Source organism: Actinoallomurus spadix (assembly GCF_024055725.1).
GTDB lineage: Bacteria > Actinomycetota > Actinomycetes > Streptosporangiales > Streptosporangiaceae > Actinoallomurus > Actinoallomurus spadix.
This window is the reverse complement of the sequence record NZ_JAMXMX010000003.1, coordinates 155,653-177,916: the sequence shown is the minus strand read 5'-3', so window position 1 is coordinate 177,916 and position 22,264 is coordinate 155,653. Positions and strand designations below refer to the sequence as shown.

The 22,264-nt window shown below is 69.4% G+C and carries 24 protein-coding genes and 1 tRNA gene; 15 read left to right on the top strand and 10 right to left on the bottom strand.

The window, feature by feature from the left end; translation table 11 throughout:
- Positions 1–8 precede the first annotated feature (8 nt).
- Together NE235_RS04970 and NE235_RS04965 are read left to right on the top strand one after the other, a co-directional pair.
- Positions 9–1,472 carry a glutamate synthase subunit beta gene (locus NE235_RS04970; protein ID WP_252799736.1) on the top strand — a complete coding sequence of 488 codons (1,464 nt, stop codon included), beginning with the start codon at positions 9–11 and terminating at the stop codon, positions 1,470–1,472.
- Between the two features lie 50 nt (positions 1,473–1,522).
- A complete protein-coding gene (locus NE235_RS04965) occupies positions 1,523–2,188 on the top strand; it encodes a sigma factor-like helix-turn-helix DNA-binding protein (RefSeq protein ID WP_252799735.1) in 666 nt (221 codons plus the stop codon).
- A gap of 273 nt (positions 2,189–2,461) precedes the next feature.
- On the opposite strand, the gene NE235_RS04960 is transcribed toward NE235_RS04965, so the two are convergent.
- On the bottom strand, positions 2,462–2,845 hold the full coding sequence (locus tag NE235_RS04960; RefSeq protein ID WP_252799734.1) for a hypothetical protein: 384 nt from the start codon (positions 2,843–2,845) through the stop codon (positions 2,462–2,464).
- A gap of 829 nt (positions 2,846–3,674) precedes the next feature.
- Between NE235_RS04960 and NE235_RS04955 the strand changes: the two genes are divergently transcribed.
- Positions 3,675–4,400 carry a hypothetical protein gene (locus NE235_RS04955; protein WP_252799733.1) on the top strand — a complete coding sequence of 242 codons (726 nt, stop codon included), beginning with the start codon at positions 3,675–3,677 and terminating at the stop codon, positions 4,398–4,400.
- A 124-nt stretch (positions 4,401–4,524) separates the two neighbouring features.
- On the opposite strand, the gene NE235_RS04950 is transcribed toward NE235_RS04955, so the two are convergent.
- On the bottom strand, positions 4,525–4,806 hold the full coding sequence (locus tag NE235_RS04950; protein WP_252799732.1) for a hypothetical protein: 282 nt from the start codon (positions 4,804–4,806) through the stop codon (positions 4,525–4,527).
- An 83-nt stretch (positions 4,807–4,889) separates the two neighbouring features.
- On the opposite strand from NE235_RS04950, the gene NE235_RS04945 reads away from it, so the two are divergent.
- Positions 4,890–5,657 (top strand): helix-turn-helix domain-containing protein, encoded by a 768-nt coding sequence (locus tag NE235_RS04945; RefSeq protein ID WP_252799731.1) that lies wholly within the window; start codon positions 4,890–4,892, stop codon positions 5,655–5,657.
- A gap of 66 nt (positions 5,658–5,723) precedes the next feature.
- Complete coding sequence (locus tag NE235_RS04940; RefSeq protein WP_252799730.1) at positions 5,724–5,981, top strand: DUF397 domain-containing protein; 258 nt, start codon at positions 5,724–5,726, stop codon at positions 5,979–5,981.
- A 127-nt stretch (positions 5,982–6,108) separates the two neighbouring features.
- Here NE235_RS04940 and NE235_RS04935 read toward each other — a convergent pair whose 3' ends face one another.
- The 3 genes from NE235_RS04935 to NE235_RS04925 form a co-directional block, all read right to left on the bottom strand.
- The gene (locus tag NE235_RS04935; RefSeq protein WP_252799729.1) at positions 6,109–6,933 is read right to left on the bottom strand and encodes an alpha/beta fold hydrolase; all 825 of its coding nucleotides are present in this window, start codon (positions 6,931–6,933) and stop codon (positions 6,109–6,111) included.
- Between the two features lie 127 nt (positions 6,934–7,060).
- Positions 7,061–7,429, bottom strand: a complete 369-nt coding sequence (locus tag NE235_RS04930) for a DUF427 domain-containing protein (RefSeq protein ID WP_252799728.1) — start codon at positions 7,427–7,429, stop codon at positions 7,061–7,063.
- A 47-nt stretch (positions 7,430–7,476) separates the two neighbouring features.
- Positions 7,477–7,989 (bottom strand): hypothetical protein, encoded by a 513-nt coding sequence (locus tag NE235_RS04925; RefSeq protein ID WP_252799727.1) that lies wholly within the window; start codon positions 7,987–7,989, stop codon positions 7,477–7,479.
- 595 nt (positions 7,990–8,584) lie between these two features.
- Here NE235_RS04925 and NE235_RS38575 point away from each other — a divergent pair.
- Positions 8,585–8,944, top strand: coding sequence for a hypothetical protein (locus NE235_RS38575; RefSeq protein ID WP_406567538.1), 360 nt, complete (start codon positions 8,585–8,587; stop codon positions 8,942–8,944).
- Here the strand turns inward: NE235_RS38575 and NE235_RS04915 are convergent.
- From NE235_RS04915 to NE235_RS04910, 3 genes are all read right to left on the bottom strand, one after another.
- Positions 8,928–9,215 carry a YiaA/YiaB family inner membrane protein gene (locus tag NE235_RS04915; protein ID WP_252799726.1) on the bottom strand — a complete coding sequence of 96 codons (288 nt, stop codon included), beginning with the start codon at positions 9,213–9,215 and terminating at the stop codon, positions 8,928–8,930. The genes NE235_RS38575 and NE235_RS04915 overlap by 17 nt on opposite strands.
- A gap of 338 nt (positions 9,216–9,553) precedes the next feature.
- Positions 9,554–10,921 carry a YncE family protein gene (locus NE235_RS38080; protein WP_308206022.1) on the bottom strand — a complete coding sequence of 456 codons (1,368 nt, stop codon included), beginning with the start codon at positions 10,919–10,921 and terminating at the stop codon, positions 9,554–9,556.
- 27 nt (positions 10,922–10,948) lie between these two features.
- A complete protein-coding gene (locus tag NE235_RS04910; protein ID WP_252799725.1) occupies positions 10,949–12,376 on the bottom strand; it encodes an alkaline phosphatase family protein in 1,428 nt (475 codons plus the stop codon).
- 374 nt (positions 12,377–12,750) lie between these two features.
- Here NE235_RS04910 and NE235_RS04905 point away from each other — a divergent pair, with 374 nt between their 5' ends.
- The 3 genes from NE235_RS04905 to NE235_RS04895 all read left to right on the top strand — a co-directional run bounded on the left by NE235_RS04905 (position 12,751) and on the right by NE235_RS04895 (position 15,384).
- Entirely contained in the window at positions 12,751–13,305 is a 555-nt protein-coding gene (locus tag NE235_RS04905) for a type 1 glutamine amidotransferase domain-containing protein (protein WP_252799724.1), read from the top strand.
- A gap of 343 nt (positions 13,306–13,648) precedes the next feature.
- On the top strand, positions 13,649–15,085 hold the full coding sequence (pyk, locus tag NE235_RS04900) for a pyruvate kinase (RefSeq protein WP_252799723.1): 1,437 nt from the start codon (positions 13,649–13,651) through the stop codon (positions 15,083–15,085).
- Positions 15,086–15,195: 110 nt separating this feature from the next.
- Positions 15,196–15,384 (top strand): hypothetical protein, encoded by a 189-nt coding sequence (locus NE235_RS04895; RefSeq protein ID WP_252799722.1) that lies wholly within the window; start codon positions 15,196–15,198, stop codon positions 15,382–15,384.
- On the opposite strand, the gene NE235_RS04890 is transcribed toward NE235_RS04895, so the two are convergent.
- A complete protein-coding gene (locus tag NE235_RS04890) occupies positions 15,385–15,909 on the bottom strand; it encodes a hypothetical protein (RefSeq protein WP_252799721.1) in 525 nt (174 codons plus the stop codon). It lies immediately after the preceding gene.
- 318 nt (positions 15,910–16,227) lie between these two features.
- Positions 16,228–16,301: transfer RNA gene (locus NE235_RS04885), tRNA-Leu, on the bottom strand.
- A gap of 96 nt (positions 16,302–16,397) precedes the next feature.
- Here NE235_RS04885 and NE235_RS04880 point away from each other — a divergent pair.
- The 6 genes from NE235_RS04880 (at position 16,398) to NE235_RS04855 (ending at position 22,214) form a co-directional block, all read left to right on the top strand.
- The gene (locus tag NE235_RS04880; RefSeq protein WP_252799720.1) at positions 16,398–17,009 is read left to right on the top strand and encodes an ANTAR domain-containing response regulator; all 612 of its coding nucleotides are present in this window, start codon (positions 16,398–16,400) and stop codon (positions 17,007–17,009) included.
- A 300-nt stretch (positions 17,010–17,309) separates the two neighbouring features.
- On the top strand, positions 17,310–18,449 hold the full coding sequence (locus NE235_RS04875; protein ID WP_252799719.1) for a branched-chain amino acid ABC transporter substrate-binding protein: 1,140 nt from the start codon (positions 17,310–17,312) through the stop codon (positions 18,447–18,449).
- An 85-nt stretch (positions 18,450–18,534) separates the two neighbouring features.
- On the top strand, positions 18,535–19,500 hold the full coding sequence (locus tag NE235_RS04870; protein WP_252799718.1) for a branched-chain amino acid ABC transporter permease: 966 nt from the start codon (positions 18,535–18,537) through the stop codon (positions 19,498–19,500).
- A complete protein-coding gene (locus NE235_RS04865; protein WP_252799717.1) occupies positions 19,497–20,684 on the top strand; it encodes a branched-chain amino acid ABC transporter permease in 1,188 nt (395 codons plus the stop codon). Before NE235_RS04870 ends, NE235_RS04865 begins: the two co-directional genes overlap by 4 nt.
- Entirely contained in the window at positions 20,681–21,493 is an 813-nt protein-coding gene (locus NE235_RS04860) for an ABC transporter ATP-binding protein (RefSeq protein ID WP_252799716.1), read from the top strand. The genes NE235_RS04865 and NE235_RS04860 overlap by 4 nt, the downstream gene beginning before the upstream one ends.
- Positions 21,483–22,214, top strand: coding sequence for an ABC transporter ATP-binding protein (locus tag NE235_RS04855; RefSeq protein WP_252799715.1), 732 nt, complete (start codon positions 21,483–21,485; stop codon positions 22,212–22,214). The genes NE235_RS04860 and NE235_RS04855 overlap by 11 nt, the downstream gene beginning before the upstream one ends.
- Positions 22,215–22,264: the final 50 nt, after the last annotated feature.

Sequence of the window (22,264 nt, the reverse complement as noted above, 5' to 3'; positions counted from 1 at the left end):
GGGGAGACATGGCTGACCCGAAGGGCTTCATGACCCATCCGCGGGAGCTCCCGAAGCGTCGCCCGGTCGACGTTCGGATCCGCGACTGGCGCGAGGTGTACGAGGACTTCCCCAAGCCCGCCCTGGAGAAGCAGGCGTCCCGCTGCATGGACTGCGGGATCCCGTTCTGCCACAACGGCTGCCCGCTGGGGAACCTCATCCCCGAGTGGAACGACCTCGTCCACCGGGACGAGTGGCGTAACGCCATCGAGCGGCTGCACGCCACGAACAACTTCCCGGAGTTCACCGGGCGGCTGTGCCCGGCGCCGTGCGAGTCCGCCTGCGTCCTGGGCATCAACTCCGACCCGGTGACCATCAAGCGGGTCGAGGTCGAGATCATCGACCGGGCGTTCGCCGAGGGCTGGGTCACGCCGCAGCCCCCGGCCGTCCGGACCGGCAAGAAGGTCGCGGTCGTCGGCTCCGGCCCCGCCGGCCTCGCCGCCGCCCAGCAGCTCACCCGCGCCGGCCACGACGTCGTCGTGTACGAGCGGGCCGACCGCCCCGGCGGGCTGCTGCGCTATGGCATCCCCGAGTTCAAGATGGAGAAGGCGCACCTGGACCGCCGCCTGGCCCAGATGCGCGCCGAGGGCACCGAGTTCCGCTGCTCGGTGAACATCGGCGCGGACGTCACCGCCGAGGAACTGCGCGCCTCGTACGACGCCGTCGTCCTCGCCGGCGGCGCCACCGCCTGGCGCGACCTGAAGGTGCCCGGCCGCGAGCTCGACGGCATCCACCAGGCGATGGAGTACCTCCCCCTGGCCAACAAGGTCCAGGAGGGTGACATCGCCGACTCGCCGATCTCCGCCAAGGGCAAGCACGTCGTGGTCATCGGCGGCGGCGACACCGGTGCGGACTGCATCGGCACCGCCGTCCGCCAGGGCGCGGCGTCGATCACCCAGCTGGAGATCATGCCGCGTCCGCCGGAGACCCGGCCCGGCAGCCAGCCGTGGCCGACGTACCCGATGCTCTTCAAGGTCGAGTCGGCCCACGAGGAGCTGGTCGACCTCGGCGGTGAGCGCGCGTACGCCGTCAACACGCTGGAGTTCCTCGGCGACGAGAACGGCCGCGTCCGGGCCCTGCGCCTCGTCGACGTACGCGGCCCGGAGACCGGCTTCGCGCCCATCGAGGGCACCGAGCGGGAGATTCCGGCCGAGCTCGTCACCCTGGCGATGGGCTTCCTCGGCCCGCAGCGCGAGGGTCTGCTGGAGCAGCTCGGCGTCGAGCTGGACCAGCGCGGCAACGTCGTCCGCGACACCGCGTACGCCACCTCCGTCGACGGTGTGTTCGTCGCCGGTGACATGGGCCGCGGCCAGTCGCTGATCGTCTGGGCCATCGCCGAGGGCCGCTCCGCGGCCGCGGCGGTGGACAAGTGGCTGACGGGCCACTCGGCCCTCCCGGCCCCGATCCCGCCGACCGCCCGCCCGCTCGTCTGACCGACCGCCTCAGGGGCACGCCCGTTCCCGGGCGTGCCCCATGCGCGTTCATGCCCGCGTCGCCTCGTACTCGGGGAGCGCCGCCGGGGCGGTCCGGTGGCCGGGCGCATGGTTCAGGATCAGCACGGCCGACCCGGCGAAGACGACCGCCGCGACGACGCCGCCGCGATCAAGGGTCTGGGCGTCGAGGTATCCCGGCGGCTCATCACCAGAACCGCAGCGATCACGCGCGCCGCGAGCGGAAGCCGGCGACGGCCACCGAGGCGGTGCCCGAAGACGTACCGGGCACCGACGACACACTCGTCCTGCTGTTCCTCTGCTGCGATCCGACGCTGACCGCGGCCTCTCAGACCGCCCTGACCCTGCGGGCGGTCGGCGGCCTGACCACCGCCGAGATCGCCCGCGCGTTCCTGGTGCCGGAGGGCACGACGGCGGTCCGGATCAGCCGGGCCAAGCAGCGCATCAAGACCGCCGGTGGCTCGTTCGGTACGTGCGTCGCTGGCCGGCCCGGCGCTGGGGCCGTACCGGCTGCAGGCCGCCATCGCCGCCACGCACGCCGACGCGGCCACCGCAGAGGAGACCGATGGGCGCAGGTGCACGCCCTCTACCTGATCCTGGAGCGGATCGCCTCGAACCGATGGTCACCCTCAACCGGGCGATCGCGCTCGCCGAGACCGAGGGCCCCCACGCCGGGCCGACCCTGCTGTTCACGTTGAACGCTGACGAACGGATCGCCGGCCACCACCGGCTGCTGTCCGTCCGGGCGCACCTGCTGGAGAGGACCGGTGACACGGCCGGGGGCATAACGGGGATTATCGGCGAGCCGCCGCCGGCCTCGCCGAACAGCGCTACCTCGAATCCCGTGCCGACCGCCTGCGCTCCTCACGGGGAAGCGACGCCCCGGCGACCCCGGCCACCGCACCATAGGGCCACGCGGCACAGACGGCTCGACACGCGAAAGACGTTCCAGCGTTATGCGCCTACAAGGCTCAGACTACACCGAATTCCACACCACCGGCTTCCGTGGTGCCATAGAACTGCATCTGCCCGTTGATCTGCTTATAGAGATCTACCGGCCGAGGGAGGTCGCGCACCCAGGCGGTCCAGCACTCATTCGGGCCGATGACGGGCGAGCCGATGCCCTGATACCCATCCCACGGCTGGAAAATGTACATTTGAGAGACGTCGCTATGGTTGCAAATAGTTTGGTTTTGGTCCGACGCCTGTGCCGTCGCGGGGATCAGCACCGACGCGGCGACGCCCGCCACGGTGAGACCTAGCACAGCCTTCGTCCTTGCCTTGAGGCCCATCTTCGTCCCTTCGATACGACCGTCAACCTGAATCGGTTGATAACGGCTGATACATCCTTGCATATGGGCAATGGCAGTGGTATGCCTAGATTAGCTGTTTCTGGTACGGCATCTATGCCTAAAATCATCGTTCTGGGCATCGGCATCTGTCGGTGACTGCCTAGTCCTGCAGTCTGTGTTCCTCGCCTACGCCTCCCACTGGCCGACGCTGATCGAAGCGAAGTTGTACCTGTTCAAGTCATGGCTGGCCGACCGGCCGCAGTGTGCCAAGGCCGGGGACGGGATTCCGATGCCGGAGCAGAACGACACCTTCGGTGCCGCCTCGCCCTCAGCGCCGTCTACCGAGGCGAGAATTCCCCTCGCCTCGGTAGACGGCACAGAACGCCACGAGCCGACCGGCCACGACTGCCGGGGGCGGCCTGGCCCGAGCTCCGTGCCGAAGCGCCGCCCCTCCGGAGCTTCTGCGCCCTCACGTCCGTCACCGACCCGACCGGCGCGCGCCCCAGTCCCTGAGGCCCGCGGTCCGCGTGAGTGCCACGCCCCTCCCGAACATTCCCCGCGCAGCCGGGTTGCGGACGGCCCGCCGAGGAGTCCCCGCCCAACGGGAACCGCGGGCAGCGAGGCCGCCCGGCGCTCGCCTCGACTCGGCCGTCACTGTTGACACCCTGCCGTCGGCGTCGCCGGTCCGGTGTCCGGATCGCCAGGTTCGCCGGACAACGTCGGCGGCAAGGTCCGCTCTCGGACCGTCGAGCCAGACCGGCGAACCGCTCAGGGGCGCCACCGATCGGGCCTGCGTTCCAGGCAACGGCCTGCGGCCGGTGTGCGTCCAACCGGTGTGGCGACGCGCCCGGCGCGGAGATCCGGCGCGTGGCCGTCACGGACGGAGGCGATCATGCGCACCAGGGCCGGCTCGAAGCACACAGGACTCGGAGCCCGCCGCGTCGGCCGGAACTGGGCGATCATCTCGTTGCTCCTGATGGCCGCCGGGAGCGCCGTCCTCTTGATCACCTACCCCGATTCCCGGGGTAACCTCCGCGCCTACCAGCACGCCCCTGTCTGCGCGAATCCCGCCGCCCCGCGCGCCGACTGCGTCCAGGTCCTGGAGGCACAGGTCGCTCAGAGGCGGATCAAGGACAGCGGGAAGGGCCGTCGCTACGAGATCGTCCTCGCCGGACCGCCTGCCGTCGCGGGCCGGCTCACGTTCTACGGCGCGAAGCCCGTGCTGTCCCAGCTCAGATTAGGCGACCGCGTCACGGTCCGGGTCTGGCACGGACGGCGGACCTCGATAGCGGCGCACGGGCAAGTCCAAGAGACGCGCGAACCACCGGGCGTCAACCCCATGAACCACCTCGCCGTCGCTGTGGCGCTCCTTCTCTTCGGTCTTATGGCCGCCGACCTCGCCGTGCGCAACCTCCACCCCGGGCTCAACGAGCGCTGGCGCGCCTCGGGGAGGGCGATCCCGCCCGAAGGCAAGGCGGCCGGCGGTCTCGCCGTACTCGCCCTCGTCGTCGGTGCCCTGCAGTCGGCGGACGATAACGCGGATCCGAAGGTCTTCCTGATCGCCTGGCTGGGGTGTGCGGTCCTGATCTCCGGGATCGTCACCGCCCGCCGCGTATAGGAACGCAGGTGAGACGAGGCCGCGCGCCGTCCCGTGAGCCCGTTCGCACAAAGTGCCTGAGCGATCTTTGCTTCGCTGCGAGACCTCGCGGCGGAGCGGCAGTCTGTGTGAGAACGGCTGGTGATCAGAGGGCAGGGCCGGGCCCGTCGAGCCAGACGAGCGTGACCGTACGGATGCGGGAGAACATGCGCCGGGCCACTTCGGCGCTCTCGAACCGCCCGGACCAGCCTCCGCCGTCCCGGTGGACCAGGGCGCCGCCGCGGCGGAGCTGCAGGCCCCAGCACAGGACACCTCCGTCGTCCGCCTCGGCGTCGATCCAGCAGAGCGCGAACCGCCGGGGCGCCTCCTCGGCGGCGAGTTCCGCGACCTCCTGCTGAAGGTCGGTGAATGTGGAAATCTTCGTCATGGCGCACAGTCTGTCGTTGCATACTTACGCTCGGTAGGCAACCGGGATGCCGGTGAAGCGACCGTGAGGTGAGGAGCCCTCCAGTGACATCGAAGACTTCCGGCAAGCCGGCCACGGCCACCGTCTCCGGCCTCACGGCGCTCGCCTACTGGGGCGACGAGCTGCGGTTCCACCGCGAACAGGCGGGCCTCACCCAGGAGGGTCTGGGCCGCGCGATCCACATGTCCCCGTCCATGGTCGCCATGGTCGAGACCGGCAGGCGCGCGCCCCGCATCGAGTTCATCAGGGCCTGCGACCAGGTCCTGGGCACCAACGGCTCCCTCGCGCGGCTCTGGAAGCGCATCATCAAGCACTCCTACCTGGAGTGGTTCCGCCCCTTCGTCGAGGTCGAGTCCGAGGCCACCGAGATGCTGGAGTACGAGCCGCAGGCCGTGCCCGGCCTCCTCCAGACCGAGGACTACGCCCGCGCCCAACTCCGCGCGGGACGGCCCCGCGACACTGACGAGGAGATCGAGAAGCACGTCGCTGCCCGGATGAGCCGCCAGGAGATCCTCACGCGCAACGATCCGCCGTTCCTGTGGGTCGTTCTCGACGAGGCCGTGCTCCGTCGCCCGGTCGGCGGAGCCGCGGTGATGCGCGACCAGCTCACCCGGCTGGTGCACGCCTCACGGTCTCCGCACATCGTGCTCCAAGTGCTGCCGTTCGCGGTCGGCGCACACCCGGGAACCAACGGAATGATGATCCTCTTCACCCTCCCCGACGAGAGCAAGCTCGTTTACGCTGAAGCCCTCGGCGGCGGGCACATCACCGGGGCTCCCGGAGGAGGTCGCGAACTGTCGCATCGCTTTTGACCTTCTGCGTGCGTGTGCGCTTCCGCCCGATGACTCCGTCCGGATGATCGCTGACCTGATCGGAGAATGATGAGCAGCGAGGTTGAGTGGCGTAAGAGCAGCCGCAGCAGCGGTCAAGGCGGCGCATGCGTCGAGGTCGCCGAGTGGCGTAAGAGCAGTCGCAGCAGCGGCCAGGGCTTTCGCGCCGGCTTCACGGCTTCGACGCGCATCCTGCGCTCGGAGTTCGGCATTCGGTTCAACGTCCCCCTCCAGGGAGACCGCGTGGTCCTCGGCGACGAGATCGACATCGGCCTGGAGATTCAGGCCGTCCTGGCCGACGGCTGACCGCTCGCCGCTGTTGACTCTTCGCCGCCGGTGGCGTCGGCCGAACGCCTGAATCGCCGGATCCGTCCCGGCAACGCCGGCGGCGAGCTCCGGCGATTCAGGCCCCACGCGGACCGCGCTCCGGCGGTCACGCGGTGAAGTGCTCGACCAGCGCGGGGGCCAGGACGGCGGCCTTCACCATGTGGGTCTGGCCCGGCAGGGTCCGGTAGGCCGAACCGGGGACCGCGGCGGCGAGGGCCGCGTTGGCGTTGCGCATCCAGGCCGGGCTCTTGCCGCCGTCGATCACGGCCGTCGGCACGGTCACCGACGCCCACCGGTCCGCGGGCAGCGGCCTGCCCTGCTGAAACTCGTTCACGAGCACGCCGTCGTAGGGCAGCGTGTGAGCGACCTTCTTCAGCTTCGACCAGCCCGGCATGAAGCGCATCATGGACACCATGACCGCCGGCATCCCCACGAGGCGCATGAAGCGCCGGACCGCGTCACCGGGCCTGCCTGCGGCGATGGCCCGCTCCAGCCCGGGCAGGTAGTCGTCCGGGGCGGGCGTCCTGCTGTCGTCCACGATGAACGGGGCCTCGTACAGGGCGAGCCGGTCGATCGGCAGGCCGCTGCGGGCGGCCTCCAGGGCGAGGGCCGCGCCGGAAGAAAGGCCGCACACGTGCGCGGAACCCCCGGCCTCCTCGATCAGCGCCGCCAGGTCCTCGACCTCACGGGCAGGATCGTACGAGGGGGCGTCACCGCTCTCGCCACGACCGCGCCGGTCGTAGGTGTAGACGGTGAAGTCGCTCTTCAGCTCTTCGGCGAGCTTCCGCATCGGGCCGAACCCGCGGTGGCACAGCGCGCCGTCGACCAGGATCACGGCGGGTCCCGCGCCGATCCGGGTGAACGCGATCGGTGTGCCGTCCGCCGAGACGACGGTGGAGGCCGCTGCGGAAGTGCCGGTCGAGGCGGTCATGGAGTGCTCCTTGAGGGGTTCGTCTTCGCGCTTACACCGACGCGTCGAACGGCCCGGCCCCGAATCGACATCCCTCCGCGACTTTTTTGAAGATTCTTTGGCCGTCGGTGCGGTCGGTGGCCGGCGGTTACGCGGGCCGGCCGTTCAGCTCCAGGGTGACGCCGGGCTTCTCGGTCCAGAAGGCGAGCAGGCCGGCGATGCGCTCGACCCGCGCGAACGGCTCCGGGTAGGACCACACGGCGTCCTCGACGGTGCCGTCCTCCGTCTGCACCGACCAGTAGACGGCGTCGCCCTTGAACGGGCAGTGCGACGTGGTCGTCGACGAGCGGAGCAGGTCCATCTTCACGTCCTCCGGCGGCAGGTAGTACCGCACGGGGCAGCCGGTCTCGGTGAGCACCACCGGCCGCGAGGAGGACGCGACCACCGTGTCCTTGATCCGCACCACCACCTGCTCGGAGCCGGTCGTGACCTCGATCTCATGTCCCTTGGCGTTCATGCCACCATCCTGACATCTCCGGCACGCGTTCAACCGATTCCGAGCCCTCAGTACAGCGACGGGATGATCGTGGTGACCGCCTCGTTGAACCGTCTCTGCAGTGGTTCGAGGCGCCGGCTGAACGTCTTCGCGGCGTCCAGGTCCTTCGCCCACACCGCGTCGCCGGCGGTTTCGCGGATCTCTCCGGCCAGGCTGCGCAACTCGTCGTCGAACACGCGGGCGCGCAACGCCTCCAGCCGTAGCAGGGCCTCCGACCATCCCGTCGCCGTGGGCGTCTCCCACTGGCGGGCGGGCCAGATCCCCGAACGCCGGGACTCGGCGATGACCCGGTCGAGTTCCTCGTACGCGGCCTTGAGGAGGTCCGAGACCGCCGCCTGCAGAGCCAGGATGCTCTCGCGCTGAAAGGTGTTGCGGGCAGTGACACGATCGCGCTCGTGCTGCCGGTCACGGGCGGCCGTCTCATGGCGGGCCGCCAGTCTGTCCTTGTAGATGGTCAGGACGGAGGTCGTGAAGGATCCCAGCACGACCCCTGCGAACCCGAAGAGTGCTTCTGCGGCCATCGGCGTGCTCTCCCGTCGTTCCAGACTCTGCGTCCGTGCTCGGACGCCGCCGACTGTTGGACCGCAGCGGATGGGACGTCGTTCCGCGCTGTTCGCGATGACCGCACCGGATGGCGAACCTTTACACCACGATGGTCTCCCGGTTGAGACGTACCTATCCCAGCTCCTGAGAATCTGCCGCCGGGCGACGTCGACCTGCGCGTGACCTTCCCGAGTGCACTACCGACTTGCGGGAGTTTTACCTCCTGCCGACGTCCCGTGGGGCGGTGCTCACATCGGCTCGTTTATCGATCGCCGGGGGAGAGAAGGGGTTCAGCAGGAAAACGCTTATTCTGGGCGATTCCGGAGGGACTCGAGAGGCTGGTATGAGCCGTTACCTGCCCTACAGCTCCACCGGTCCGGCGCCCCGTTCCGGGGGCGTCCGAGGCCGGCAGCAGGACATCCTTCGAGGCGAGTCCTAGCTGAGCGAGGCGAGGTACTGCGGGCTGAGGACCGCAGTACCTCCGCTCATGTCAGGCGGCCGACGCGGCGGAGGAGGGCGTTCGTCCGCGCCGGATGGAGCGCACGGGAGTCGTGGGCGTCGCTCGTCGACGATGTGTCCTCGCCGATACGCCCCTGGTTCTTCCCCATGGCGGCCGCCTGGGTCGGCGCCGGCGGCGCCTACGCGGTCGCCTGCGTACGCGGCGGCGACGGGCTGCTCGTCACCGCCGCCGCCGTACAGCGACCGGACCTGTACGCCGCGGTCATCGCCGCGGGGCCGCTCCGCGACATGGTGCGCTACGAACGCTTCGGCCTGGGACACACGTGGACCGAGGAATTCGGCACCGCCGACCTGCTGGCGTTCGCGGAGGAGTGCACCGGCCTGTCGCCGAAGAGACCGACCATCTGGCCGTACGAGAACGGCGCGGAACCGGGCCGGGAACCCCCCGCCCGGACCGTCAGGCCTCGACCTTGAACGGGTCGTGCTCGGCCAGCAGCTTGTCCAGCCGGGCCTGGTCGACGCGACCGGTGAGCGTCGCCGTCTCCTGCCGGTCCCGTACGCACTTGGCGAGCGTGAAGGTGGAGGTCACCGCGTACAGGAACGCCAGGCCCAGGAACGCCCTGATCCAGCCGCCGACCGGCAGGTAGGCGATGCCGATCACGCAGGCCGCCAACGAGAGCCCGAACGAGACGGCCGCCTGGACCAGGAACGCCGTCGTGGTGCTCGATTTGACCGTGGTGTTCATACGCCGATCGTCGGCCCGCCCGCGCCCGGCCGCATGAGCACAAGTACTCAAGTCCCCGAGCCACGTCATGAGGACATGACCATCGGCAGGCTCATGAGTCCTGGGCCTGCGTCAGGAGTTGTGCGAGGTCATCGTTGCACCCACCCGCACCGGGTATCCGCGTGTCATCCGCGCCTACCGGCGGCCGGACGGAATGGCCCACCACCGTGCCCGGGGCCTGGCCCGGAACGCCCCCTATGTCTTCACCCACCTGATGGACCGCGACGCGAGCCCCGGCCAGGTCGTGGAGTGGGCCGTACGCGTGGTGAGCGCCCAGGACGACAGGCTGAGGCGGCCCTTCATCGATCTTCCAGGCCGCCCAGCGGAAGCTCGGCGGCGGCTTCTGGCCGGTGGGCGGCGGTGACAGCTGGTTCCGTGACCGGTTCGAGGAACTCGGCCTCGGCCAGACCGATCTGCGGCACCGATGGTCGGCCGTGGTCGAAGGCCGGAACGCCGACAGACGGCCGTAGACCGGGCACCGGCCCGGCCGGCGGCCCTGGGCGGCCTGCCCCGGGCCTGCCTGCCCCGGGACGGCGGGCCGCCGGGGGTGGTTCGTCCGGGTTCCGGGCGAAGGCGATGCCGAGTGGAGCCGCGCGCAGCGGTCTTCTCCCGGGACCGCCGCTGATCGTCGCGATGACCTCGTCCGACGCCGTGCTGATCGCGGAGACGCCGCCGGACAGGACGTTGCCCACCCAGACCTCCGCGCCGTCGGGCGTGATCACCACCGGAGCGGGGATCCTGCCGACCGCGACCGTCCGCAGGACCCTCCGCGCCGCCGTGTCGATCACCGCCACGGCATCGGCGTTCATCCGGCTGACGTACGCCTTGGCGCCGTCCGGGGTGACCGCGACGCCCCACGGCTGGTCACCGACGGCGACCCGGCCGCGGAGCCGGCCGCTCGCCGCGTCGAGCACCGCGACCGTGTTCGCCCGGGGCTCCGTCACGTACAGCGTCCGGCCGGGCCGATCGACCGCGATGCCCTGCGGGCCGGACGCGTCGCTGATCCGGTGGATCACCCGGTCCCTGCGCGCGTCCAGCACCGCCACTCCCGAGTCGTATGTCACGTACGCGCGCGTCCCGTCCGCCGCGAACACCACCTGACGCGGCGCGGTCCCGACCCGTACGGACCGCACCACCGTGTCGGACCGGGCGTCGATCACCGCGACGACGTCCGAACCGCCCTTCCCGGTGTCCCCGCCCGTGACCGCCGCGTACACCTTCGTCCCGTCCGGGGAGACCGCGACGCTCCGGGGGAACGGCCCGACGCGCAGCGGGCGCGCGGAACCGGTCGCCGGATCCACGGCCAGCACCTGGAACCGGCCCGTCTGGGCGACGTACAGCTTCGCGCCGTCCGGGGTCGCCGCGACGCTCTGCGCGGCGTCGGCGGGGATGTCGTTCGCCACGACCCGGTGCGTAGCGACGTCGATGATGGCCACGGTCTGCCCGCCGGTCAGCGCCACATACGCGACGTACGCGCCGGCCGCCCGCCTGGCCTGCGGCTGCTCGCCCGGCGTGTCCCACTTCGGTTCGCCGGGGACGCTGTTGCGCGGGCTCGGCCGCGGCCGGGGCGCCTGCGCCGCCGAACCCGCGGGGACGGCGAGGACGACCAGCCCCGCGACGCCGCCCGCGGTCAGGAGAAGCCGCCGCCGTGAGATGTCCTTCGGCACGTGTGGTCCCTTCCGGGCCGCCGCGGCTCAGCTCCGGGGCCGAGGCCGGGGGCCCTTCTCCTGGTGGGGCGGGGTCTGCGCGGCGCCCGGGAACTCCGGGGCCGGCAGCCGGTCGACGGTCTCGGCCACCCGCGCCAGCTCCGGTTTCGTCCGGGGCAGCCGCGGCGGCCGGCCGCGTACCGCCATCCCCAGCGCGGACGTCAGGTCCCCGAACGCCCGCCGCCGCCAGGCGCTGAGGTTCGGCACGCGCACCCCGGTCAGCCGCTCCAGCAGCCGCAGCGTGGACGTGTGGTCGAACGCCTCGCGCGCCACCCAGCCGCCCTGCGTCCAGGGGGACACGAGGACGCACGGCACGCGGAAGCCGCCCCCGATCGGCAGGCCCGCGACGAACTCGTCCGGGGTGCCGGCCGGGGGGACGGGGGGAGGGACGTGGTCGAACAGGCCGTCGTTCTCGTCGTAGGTGAGGATGAACAGCGTCTTGGCCCACACGGCGGGATTGGACGCGATCGCGTCGATCTTGCTCGCCACATAGTCGGCGCCGGCCGCCGGAGTGTAGTCCGGGTGCTCGGACTGATAACTCGTCGGGATGATCCACGAGACCGTCGGCAGCCGGTCGTGGGCCGCGTCGAATTCGAACTGGCCCGCGGTGTACGTCCGGAGCCCGTTGCGGTACAGCGGCGAGTCGGCGGGGGCGCTCTGGAACGCGTCGAAGCGTTCGAGGACATTGCATCCGTAATTGTCGACCTCCTGGTAGACCCGCCAGTCCACTCCGGCGTCGGTCAGCGCCTCCGGATAGGTCTTCCAGCGGTACGGGACGGGGTCCCGGTTCCCGATGACGGGGCCGCCTCTCTCGCCGCCCGGATCGATGGTGCCGCTCATCAGGTAGAGGCGGTTCGGCCAGGTCGGTCCCAGCACCGAGCAGAAATAGGCGTCGCAGATCGTGAACGACTCGGCCAATGCGAAGTGGAACGGAATGTCCGCCCGGGTGTAATGGCCCATGATGTACGGCGCGTCGTCCCCGTCGGCCGCCCGGTGCGCCGGCACCCAGTTGTCCATCCTGCCGTTGTTCCACGCCTCGTGCTGGACCTTCCACGCGTGGTCGGTGGACGGGATCGACTGCGCGTTCGTCCGCTGTGTGTCCAGGTGGAACGGTAGGAGATGACCCGCGGGGTTCTCCGGATCCGGCTGGTGGAAGACCGACCGGCCGGTGCTCAGCGTGATCGCCGCCGGATCGGAGAAACCCCGCACTCCAGGAAGTGTTCCGAAATAATGGTCGAACGAGCGATTCTCCTGCATCAAGATGACGACATGCTTGATGTCGCCGAGCCGGCCCCCGGCCGGCGACGCGGCCGCCATCGCTCGCCGCAGATTCGAAGGCAGGAACTCCGCGGCGAACGCCGCCGCGCCCATCGATCCCGCCGCACTGAACAGGCGACGGCGGGTGAGTTCCGGCATATTGCCACGCTCCCGTCGACTCGAGGACCACGAAACACCAGATAGAAAATGGCTCATTCGGCGGCCGGGCGCAACGCGAACGCATGAACGACGTTCGATGATCGAGCGACGGAAACGTTGAACCGGACAATCAACAAAAATCGCTGCTATGGCGAAATGTAACTGCAAATCGCGGCGATCCGGCGGCCGGAGACCCACCGCCCACAGAACGCGGCCGAACACGACCGCCACGGCGCCGGCGGGCCGCACCTCGCACCCCGCACCGGCGAGAACACTCGGTTCCGAACGTCACGCCCGGACGTGAATACCGGCCCCGATGCCGGGCAGGGCTCTTCAGGAACCGCCGAAAGCTTCATCCGGGAAGGTACTGACCCATGAGCACCAACCTCCACGGCAAGACGATCGCCTTCCTCGTCGCCCCCGACGGGATCGAGCAGGTCGAACTGACCGAGCCCTGGAAGGCGGTCGAACAGGCCGGCGGCACGCCCCGCCTCGTCTCCACCACCAGCGGCCAGGTCCAGGCCCGCGACCACCTCGAGAAGGCCGACACCTTCCCCGTGGACGCCACCGTCGACGAGGTCTCGGCCGCCGACTTCGACGCGCTCGTCCTCCCCGGCGGCGTCGCCAACCCCGACTTCCTGCGCACCGAACCCAAGGCCGTCGCCTTCGCCAAGGGATTCTTCGACGCCGCCAAGCCGGTCGCGGCGATCTGCCACGCGCCCTGGACCCTCGTCGAAGCCGGCGTCGTACGCGGCCGCACCCTGACGTCCTGGCCCAGCGTGCAAACCGACATCCGCAACGCGGGCGGCACCTGGGTCGACCAGGAGGTCGCACGCTGCACCGCCGGTCCCAACACCCTCATCACCAGCCGCAAACCCGACGACCTCAAGGCCTTCTGCCAGGAGATCGTCGAGACCTTCGCGGCCTGAACCACCGGCGCGCGGCCGGCCGGGCCACCCTTCGCCGGCGGCCGCGCCGCCCTCCCCGCGACCGGGGCGTACGGCGCCCCGGCCCGCCCGGGAACCACCCCGCGCGGGCGGGCGTACGGCGCCCCGGCCCGACCCGGAGCCGCTTCGCGCGGCCGGGCGCGCGCCGGCCGCCGCACGGGCCGGACTTTCGGATCCGGCTGCCGTTCCCCGCATCCGGGCATACCCTCACATCTAGGCCAAGGGACCCGTGTCGGCCCCTTCGGTCTAGACCAATACGTGAACACTGGGCGACGCCGACCTGCATGAATACGCGTACCGCCCAGTAACTACCTAGGGTTGTAGCGTGAGTCGCCGAGCAAAGATCGTCAGCACGATAGGTCCCGCCTGTTCCAGCGAGGAGCGCATCCACGCCCTCGTGGAGGCCGGGATCGACGTCGCCCGGCTCAACATGAGCCACGGCACGCAGCAGCAGCACGCGGAGGTCTACCGATATCTCCGCGAAGCCTCCAACGCCACCGGCCACGGCGTCGGCATCCTCGCCGACCTCCAGGGACCCAAGATCAGGCTCGGCCGGTTCGCCGACGGCCCGGTCCGCCTGACCCTAGGCGACGAGTTCACCATCACCACCGAGGACGTCCCCGGCGACCGCGCCATGGTCTCCACCACCTACGGCGGCCTCCCCGGTGACGTCAACCCCGGTGACACCGTCCTCATCGACGACGGCCGCGTCGTCCTCAACGTCACCGTCGTCGACGGCCCCCGCGTCCGCACCCGCGTCCTCATCGGCGGCATGGTCTCCGACCACAAGGGCCTCAACCTCCCCGGCGTCGCCGTCAGCGTCCCCGCCCTCACCGAGAAGGACGAGGACGACCTCCGCTTCGCCCTCCACCTCGGCGTCGACATGGTCGCCCTGTCCTTCGTGCGCAACCCCGACGACGCCACCACCGCCCGCCGCATCATGGAAGAGGAAGGACGCACCGTCCCCCTCCTCGCCAAGATCGAGAAGCCGCAGGCCGTCGAGCGCCTCGAAGAGATCGTCGAAGCCTTCGACGGCATCATGGTCGCCCGCGGCGACCTCGGCGTCGAGCTCCCGCTCGAGCAGGTCCCCATCGTCCAGAAACGCGCCATCGAGCTCACCCGCGAAAAGGCCCGCCCGGTCATCGTCGCGACCCAGATGCTCGAATCCATGATCAGCGCGCCGCGCCCCACCCGCGCCGAGACCTCCGACGTCGCCAACGCCGTCTTCGAAGGCGCCGACGCCGTCATGCTCTCCGGCGAGACCAGCGTCGGCGACTACCCCATCGAGTCCGTCCAGACCATGGGCCGCATCGTCACCGCCGCCGAGGAGCACACCCTCCGCGCCACCCACTCCCTCGACCGCGTCCCCGAGACCGTCGGCGGCGCCATCGCCCGCGCCGCCGCCGAGATCGGCGCGACCGTCGGAGCCAAGGCCCTCGTCGCCTTCACCATGACCGGCGAGACCGCGCGCCGCATGTCGCGCTACCGCTCGCCGATCCCCCTCCTGGCCTTCACCGCCCGCCCCGAGACCCGCAGCCAGCTGGCCCTCGTCTGGGGCGTCGAGACCTTCATCGTCCCCGAGGTCTTCCACACCGACGAGATGGTCCGCCAGGTCGAGGCCGCGCTCCTCGACATCGGCCGCCTCCAGAAGGGCGACCGCGTCGTCATCGTCGCCGGCTCGCCCCCCGGCACCCCCGGCTCCACCAACGCGCTGCGCGTCCACCGCATCGGCGACGCCATCGCCACCCACCCGTCCTCCTGACCCGAGGCGTTCCGCAGTGCGGGGCCATCATCGTCTCCGGCGATGGCCCCGCACCCCACGGGATACGGCCAAGGGTTGGTACGCGGCACGGCACGCGGCATCCTGAAACCATGAGCGAAGACCAAGAGGTCCTCCCGCAGAAGGACTCCGCGCCCCGCCGCCCCGCCCGCTGGCGCTCCCTCCCGGCGCGCCCGCGCCCCGAGGACCTCCAGGCCGAGCACCGCGACCCGGCCGTCCCCGGCTCCATCATGACCGCCCCGGACGCCCAGCAGGAGTTCATGATCCGCCACGCCGGCTGATCAGTATTTCGGCCCCACGAACTCATCCAACCGCGCCACCGCCTCCCGCCGCGCGACGGAGATGTTGTTGCGGTTCGATCGCTTCCGGGCGACGCCGAGCCTGTCGAGCGCGTCCGTGAAGAGTTTCGCGATATCGGCGGATTCGTTGGTGAAGAAGTAACGCGGGTACTCATACCAGCGATCGCCGCCTTCGGCCGCATGCCGTACGCGATTGGTCGAGCGGCTCCCATCCGAGTGAATCAGACCACGGACGAACGGTCTCGTATACCGCTCCACGAGGTCCTGCTGCCAGGATTCGAGCGCGCTCGTCCGGTTGTGCGTCTTGCCCGGACCATGCTGAGGGAAGAGGCACGGCCAGTGCTTCGAATGGCTGTTGATCTCCGTGCAGCCGGCGAGTCGGAGGAAGCGGATCCTGTTGTCGGGCCGGATCGCGCGGATGGCGTCCGCGCACTCGACCTGCAGACCTGGATAGTCGTCCGCGCAGGATATGCGCAGCGCCCAGATTCGTTTGGCGGAATCACCCACCGGACTGATGCAGCCGTCACCGAGATAGAGCCCGAGGAGATAGGCGTACCGATCCGCAGACTGCGGGAGCGCCGCAGGGGTCGTGCAGCGGGGGCATGACGTGGGGCGAGACGACGCGATGGGTCTGCCCTGGTCCGCCCGCAGCTGCCAGTCGCGGATGGCCCACCGGGAGATGTGCGCCTGCTGACCTCGCTGACGGTCATACCTTGCGCGAGAAGGCTTAATGCGCGATTACGCGTGGCAATGTCATACATGCGCTCAGTGTTGCATCGCCCTACGGCAGAACCGCCGCCCGTTACGGACGGCGGTTTCTTGAGGTGCCCCGAGTGGGAGTCGAACCCACACTGTGCAGGTTTTGAATCTGCGGCCTCTGCCGATTGGGCTATCGGGGCATTATTCGGGATATTCGATTATATGTCCGAGTCGTGGGTAGAGGTGCCGTCTACCGACCTGGGTCGGGTACCAGGGTAGCGGGTCCGGGTACGCTCGTGCGCGTGACCGAGAGCGCGCGTCGTGTTGTGATCGCTGAGGATGAGGCCCTGATCAGGCTGGACCTCAAGGAGATGCTGGAAGAAGACGGGTACCAGGTCGTCGGCGAGGCCGGGGATGGAGAGACGGCCGTTCGCCTGACGATGGAGCTGGTGCCGGACCTGACGATCCTCGATGTGAAGATGCCCGTCCTGGACGGGATCTCGGCGGCCGAGCGGATCGCCGCCGAGCGGGTCGCGCCGGTGGTCATCCTGACGGCGTTCTCGCAGCGGGAGCTGGTCGAGAGGGCGCGCGAGGCCGGAGCCATGGCCTATCTCGTGAAGCCGTTCACGAAGGCGGATCTGGTGCCCGCCATCGAGATGGCGGTGAGCCGCTTCCAGGAGATCAAGAGCCTCGAGGCCGAGGTGACGTCGCTCGGGGAGCGGCTCGAGACGCGGAAGCTGGTCGACCGGGCCAAGGGGCTGCTGCAGAGCGCGCACGGGTGGTCGGAGCCGGAGGCGTTCCGCTGGATCCAGAAGACGTCGATGGACCGCCGGCTGACGATGCGGGCGGTGGCGGAGGCGGTCATCGCGGGCGGCGCGGGGGAGACCTCCGGCGGATCGGCCGAATAGCCGTGTCGCGCTTGTCCGTTAACACCCTTGAAACCAAGTGAGCTGTGCCACTACGCAAAGTAGTCGTCCGTAATCAGATCTGGACTTTTAGGGCACGGGCCAGTAACGAATCCGCAACACCCTCGCTGGATCCCTACTGTTCGTAGCCGGTGCTCGGTGTACTACCCACCGAGCCCCAGGGAACCGTGTTATTTCGCCCGCACCGAGTCCACGCCCTGGGTGCAGAGAAGTTCCCTGATCCAGGGGATTCGGACGGAAGGAAGAGCTACCTTGCGGAGCAGATTGATTACGGTCGTCGGCGTGGCGGCGGCGAGCGCGACACTGGCGCTCGGCGCGTCCGCGTGTGGTGGCGGCTCGAAGAGCGGCGGCGGCGACACCGTCACCATCGGGTTCATGGGCGACCTGACCGGTGAGAACTCCGGTCTGGTCATTCCGCCCAGGCAGGGCGCTCAGCTGGCCATCGACCAGTACAACGCGACCAACCCGAAGGTCAAGATCACCCTCAAGACCTACGACAGCCAGGGCAAGGGCGAGCAGGCCGTGCCGCTGGCGAAGCAGGCGATCACCAAGGACAAGATCGCCGGCCTGATCGGCCCGACCTTCTCCGGCGAGTCGGCGCAGGCCGACCCGGTGCTGGAGGAGGGCAAGCTGCCGAACATCTCCTCCTCGGCGACCAACGCCTCGCTGGCGACGCACGGCTGGAAGTACTGGCACCGTGTGATCGGCAACGACAACGTGCAGGGCCAGGGGATCGGCGGGTTCATCGCGAACTCGCTGAAGGCCAAGAAGGTCTTCATCATCCACGACAGCTCCGAGTACGGTAAGCCGCTTGCCGAGACGGTGAAGGCCGCGGTGACGCAGGGCGGCGCCCAGACCGCCGAGGACGCCATCGACCCGCAGGGGTCGGACTTCTCCGCGACGGTCAACAAGGTGAAGGCGTTCACCCCGGAAGCGATCTTCTTCGGCGGCTACTACGCGCAGGGCGGCAAGCTGATCAAGCAGCTGCGCGAGGGTGGCGTGAAGGCGCGCTTCCTGTCCGGTGACGGTTCGCTGGACAAGGGCCTGGCGAAGGGTGCCGGCGGTACCACCGCGGACGGCTCGATCATCGGCTGCCCCTGCCTGATCGACCCGAGCGGTACGGCGAGCGCGGCGAGCAAGAAGTTCGCCGAGGACTACAAGGCCAAGTTCCACGCCGACCCGGCGGTCTACTCGGCCGAGGGCTACGACGCGGCCACGGCGTTCATCGAGGCGGTCAAGGCCGGGAACACGACCCCGGAGAAGATCAACGACTACCTGTCGAAGATCGACAAGCCGGGCGTGTCGAAGGAGATCAAGTTCCAGAGCAACGGTGAGCCGGCCGCGGCGGACGTCTACGTCTACCAGGTCAAGGGCGACCAGCTTCCGCTGCTGGGCAACGCCAAGAACGCGACGGTCAAGTAGCCCGCCGACCAGACGGCGGCCTTGAGAACGCGCAGGGGCGGGAGCGACAGGTGCGCTCCCGCCCCGTGCGATGAAGGCGACCACATTGAACAATCTCTTCAGTCAATTCTGGCCGTACACCATTGACGGCCTGTCGCTGGGCGCGATCTACGCGCTGGTGGCGCTCGGCTACACGATGGTCTACGGCGTCCTGCGACTCATCAACTTCGCGCACTCCGAGATCTTCATGATCGGGACGTTCGGGGCCCTGGGGACGCTGCATCTGTTCGGGATGCCATCGAACGTCGGCGGTTTCGCGCTGGTGGCGCTGGTCCTGGCGCTCGCGGTGGCGGGTGGTATCGCGTCGGGCGGCAGCGCCGTGATCCTGGAGTACGTGGCGTACCGGCCGTTGCGGCGGAACAACGCCTCGCGGCTCGCGGCGCTGATCTCGGCGATCGGCGCGTCCCTGTTCCTGCAGCAGCTGTTCGCCCGGCTGGTGATCCCGCAGGCGTTCGGCCTGCCGAAGGAGAAGGGCGCGCTGCCGGTCCAGGGCCACTTCGTGCACCACACCAATGTGATTCACATCGGCGGGTTCGAGTTGTCCAACGACCGGCTCATCGTGATCGTCGGTGCGGTGCTCATGATGGTCGCGCTGGACATGTTCGTGAACCGGACGAAGCTCGGCCGCGGGATCCGCGCGACGGCGCAGGATCCGGAGACGGCCGTGCTGATGGGTGTCAACATCGACCGGATCGTGACGGCGACGTTCGCGCTCGGCGGCGCGATGGCGGGTGTCGCGGCGGCGCTGTACATGCTGCGGTTCGAGGAGACGCGGTTCGACGTCGGGTTCCTGCTGGGCATCAAGGCGTTCACGGCCGCGGTGCTGGGCGGTATCGGCAACCTTCGCGGTGCGCTGGTCGGCGGTATCGTCCTCGGCCTGATCGAGATGTACGGCTCCGCGGTCTTCGGCTCCGAGTGGCAGAACGTCGTTGCTTTCAGCGTTCTGGTGCTTGTCCTCATGTTCCGTCCCACCGGGATCCTCGGTGAGTCTCTCCAGCAGGCGCGCGCATGAACGATACGACCAACCGGAACCCGCTCTCCCGAGCTCGGGACGGGTATTCGTCCTTCTTCGATACGCTTCGTGACCGATGGGCGACCGCTCCGCGCTGGGCGCGCTGGGTCGTCTATCTGGTGCTGATCGTGCTGGCGATCCTGCTGCCGGCGGACGGTGTCGGCAGTTTCATGTCGCCGTACACGGACTGGCCGACGTTGCTGTTCTTCCCGATCGGCGGGTACATCCTGCTGGCGATCGGCCTGAACGTCGTGGTGGGGCAGGCGGGCCTGCTCGACCTGGGTTATGTGGCGTTCTTCGCGATCGGTGGCTACGCGATGGCCATCTTCGGGACGAAGATGCACATGAGTTTCTGGGAGATCCTGGTCGTCGGCGTGCTTCTGTCGGCGGTGTCGGGGATCATCCTGGGCGCTCCGACGCTGCGGCTGCGCGGCGACTACCTGGCGATCGTGACCCTGGGCTTCGGGGAGATCGTCCGGATCGTGGCGAACAATACCGACTACATCGGTGGTCCTCGGGGCATCGGTGGTATTCCGCACCCGCCGTCGCTGTCGGAGTGGACGATCCCGGACAACGGGTTCTTCGACGCGATCGGGATCGGCGGCGTGCAGCCGCTGAAGTACGGCGCGCTGGACGGCAAGCCGTACTACTACCTGATGCTGCTGCTGATCGTCGCGGCGATCATCTTCGCCAAGCGGCTGGAGAACAGCCGGGTGGGCCGGGCGTGGGCCTCGATCCGTGAGGATGAGGACGCGGCCGAGCTGATGGGTGTTCCGACGTTCAAGTTCAAGCTGGCGGCGTTCGCGATCGGCGCGGCGATCGGTGGCGCGGGCGGCGTGGTGTACGCGTCGCAGTCGGTGTCGATCATTCCGACGAACTTCCCGTTCATCCTGTCGGCGACGATCCTGGCGGCGGTGGTCCTGGGCGGCTCGGGGAATCTCCCGGGCGTCATATTGGGGGCGTTCCTGGTGGCGTGGATTCCGGAGCGGATCCGTGGCCTTCAGGAGTACCGCGTGCTGGTGTTCGGTGGGGTCCTGGTCCTCTTGATGATCTTCCGGCCGGAGGGTCTGCTGCCGTCGCGGCGCCGTAAGGCGGAGCTCGCCGAGGGCGAGGGCGGTATGGGCGGCCTGGGTGCCGAGGTGGGCGGTCCGGTGACCGTCGCCGCTGGTGAGGTGGGCGAATGAGTGAGACGGCAGGCGTTCCGGCGGAGAAGAAGACCGGTACGCCGGTGCTGGAGCTGCGCGGGATCACGATGCGCTTCGGCGGCGTCGTCGCGATCAACGGCCTGAACCTGGCGATCAACGAGGGTGAGATCTTCGCGTTGATCGGCCCGAACGGCGCGGGTAAGACGACGGTGTTCAACGTCGTCACCGGCGTGTACCGGCCGACCGAGGGCCAGGTGGTCTTCGCGGGTTCCCGGATCGACGGCAAGAAGCGCTACCAGGTGACGAAGCGGGGCGTGGCGCGCACGTTCCAGAACGTCCGGCTGTTCCACAACATGTCGGCGCTGGAGAACGTGATGGTGGGCGCGGACGCGCATCACCGTACGGGTCTGGCCGGGGCGGCTCTGGGGCTGCCGTGGCATCGCCGTGAGGAGCGCGACGGCCGGGCGAAGGCGGAGGAACTGCTGGAGTTCGTCGGGGTCGCGCGCCGGATGGAGGAGACGGCGAAGAACCTCCCGTACGGTGACCAGCGGCGGCTGGAGATCGCTCGTGCGCTGGCGACGGACCCGAAGCTGCTGCTGCTCGACGAGCCGGCCGCCGGGATGAACCCGACGGAGAAGGAGGAGCTGCAGGGCCTGATCCGCAAGATCCGGGACACCGGGCGCACGGTGCTGCTGATCGAGCACGACATGAGCCTGATCATGGGCATCAGCGACCGGATCGCCGTGCTGGACTTCGGCCAGAAGATCGCAGAGGGTCTGCCGGCCGAGATCCAGACCAACCAGCGGGTCATCGATGCGTACCTGGGGGTCCCCGCCGATGCTTCTTGAGATCAAGGACATCCACGTCCACTACGGCAAGATCGCCGCGCTCAAGGGCGTGTCCGTGGAGGTCGACGAGGGTGAGGTCGTCACGCTGATCGGCGCGAACGGCGCCGGCAAGACGACGACGCTCAAGACGATCTCTGGGCTGCGTCCGCTGACGCGCGGGCAGATCCTGTTCGACGGCAAGGACATCAGCAAGGTGCCGGGGCACAAGCGCGTGCTCATGGGCATCGGGCAGTCCCCTGAGGGTCGTGGCATCTTCCCCGGCATGACGGTCGTGGAGAACCTCCTGATGGGCGCGTACGCGCGCCGGGATGAGGTCGAGAAGGACCTGAAGGAGGTCTACGACCTGTTCCCGCGGCTGGCCGAGCGCAAGGACCAGGCGGGCGGCACGATGTCCGGCGGTGAGCAGCAGATGCTGGCGATCGGCCGGGCGCTGATGACCAAGCCGAAGGTGCTGCTGCTGGACGAGCCGTCGATGGGTCTGGCACCGAAGCTGATCCAGCAGATCTTCGAGATCATCACGGAGATCAACCGGCGGGGCACCACGGTGCTGCTGGTGGAGCAGAACGCCCAGCAGGCGCTGCAGGTCGCGCACCGCGCGTACGTCCTGGAGACGGGCGCGGTGGTGAAGTCGGCGGAGGCGAGTGCGCTGCTGAACGACCCGCAGGTGCGCGCGGCGTACCTCGGCGGTGGCGCGGAGGCGGCCGCCGGGTCGGGCGACTAGACCAGGCGCCGCGTTGGAAAGGGACGGTGGCTCGCAGGGCGGGCCGCCGT

Coding starts and splice junctions, on each gene's coding strand:
- NE235_RS04970 (WP_252799736.1), top strand. CDS start 9: ATGGCTGACCCGAAGGGCTTCATGACCCATCCGCGGGAGCTCCCGAAG.
- NE235_RS04965 (WP_252799735.1), top strand. CDS start 1,523: ATGCCCGCGTCGCCTCGTACTCGGGGAGCGCCGCCGGGGCGGTCCGGT.
- NE235_RS04960 (WP_252799734.1), bottom strand. CDS start 2,845: ATGCAAGGATGTATCAGCCGTTATCAACCGATTCAGGTTGACGGTCGT.
- NE235_RS04955 (WP_252799733.1), top strand. CDS start 3,675: ATGCGCACCAGGGCCGGCTCGAAGCACACAGGACTCGGAGCCCGCCGC.
- NE235_RS04950 (WP_252799732.1), bottom strand. CDS start 4,806: ATGACGAAGATTTCCACATTCACCGACCTTCAGCAGGAGGTCGCGGAA.
- NE235_RS04940 (WP_252799730.1), top strand. CDS start 5,724: ATGATGAGCAGCGAGGTTGAGTGGCGTAAGAGCAGCCGCAGCAGCGGT.
- NE235_RS04935 (WP_252799729.1), bottom strand. CDS start 6,933: ATGACCGCCTCGACCGGCACTTCCGCAGCGGCCTCCACCGTCGTCTCG.
- NE235_RS04930 (WP_252799728.1), bottom strand. CDS start 7,429: ATGAACGCCAAGGGACATGAGATCGAGGTCACGACCGGCTCCGAGCAG.
- NE235_RS04925 (WP_252799727.1), bottom strand. CDS start 7,989: ATGGCCGCAGAAGCACTCTTCGGGTTCGCAGGGGTCGTGCTGGGATCC.
- NE235_RS04915 (WP_252799726.1), bottom strand. CDS start 9,215: ATGAACACCACGGTCAAATCGAGCACCACGACGGCGTTCCTGGTCCAG.
- NE235_RS04910 (WP_252799725.1), bottom strand. CDS start 12,376: ATGCCGGAACTCACCCGCCGTCGCCTGTTCAGTGCGGCGGGATCGATG.
- NE235_RS04905 (WP_252799724.1), top strand. CDS start 12,751: ATGAGCACCAACCTCCACGGCAAGACGATCGCCTTCCTCGTCGCCCCC.
- NE235_RS04895 (WP_252799722.1), top strand. CDS start 15,196: ATGAGCGAAGACCAAGAGGTCCTCCCGCAGAAGGACTCCGCGCCCCGC.
- NE235_RS04865 (WP_252799717.1), top strand. CDS start 19,497: ATGAACGATACGACCAACCGGAACCCGCTCTCCCGAGCTCGGGACGGG.
- NE235_RS04860 (WP_252799716.1), top strand. CDS start 20,681: ATGAGTGAGACGGCAGGCGTTCCGGCGGAGAAGAAGACCGGTACGCCG.
- NE235_RS04855 (WP_252799715.1), top strand. CDS start 21,483: ATGCTTCTTGAGATCAAGGACATCCACGTCCACTACGGCAAGATCGCC.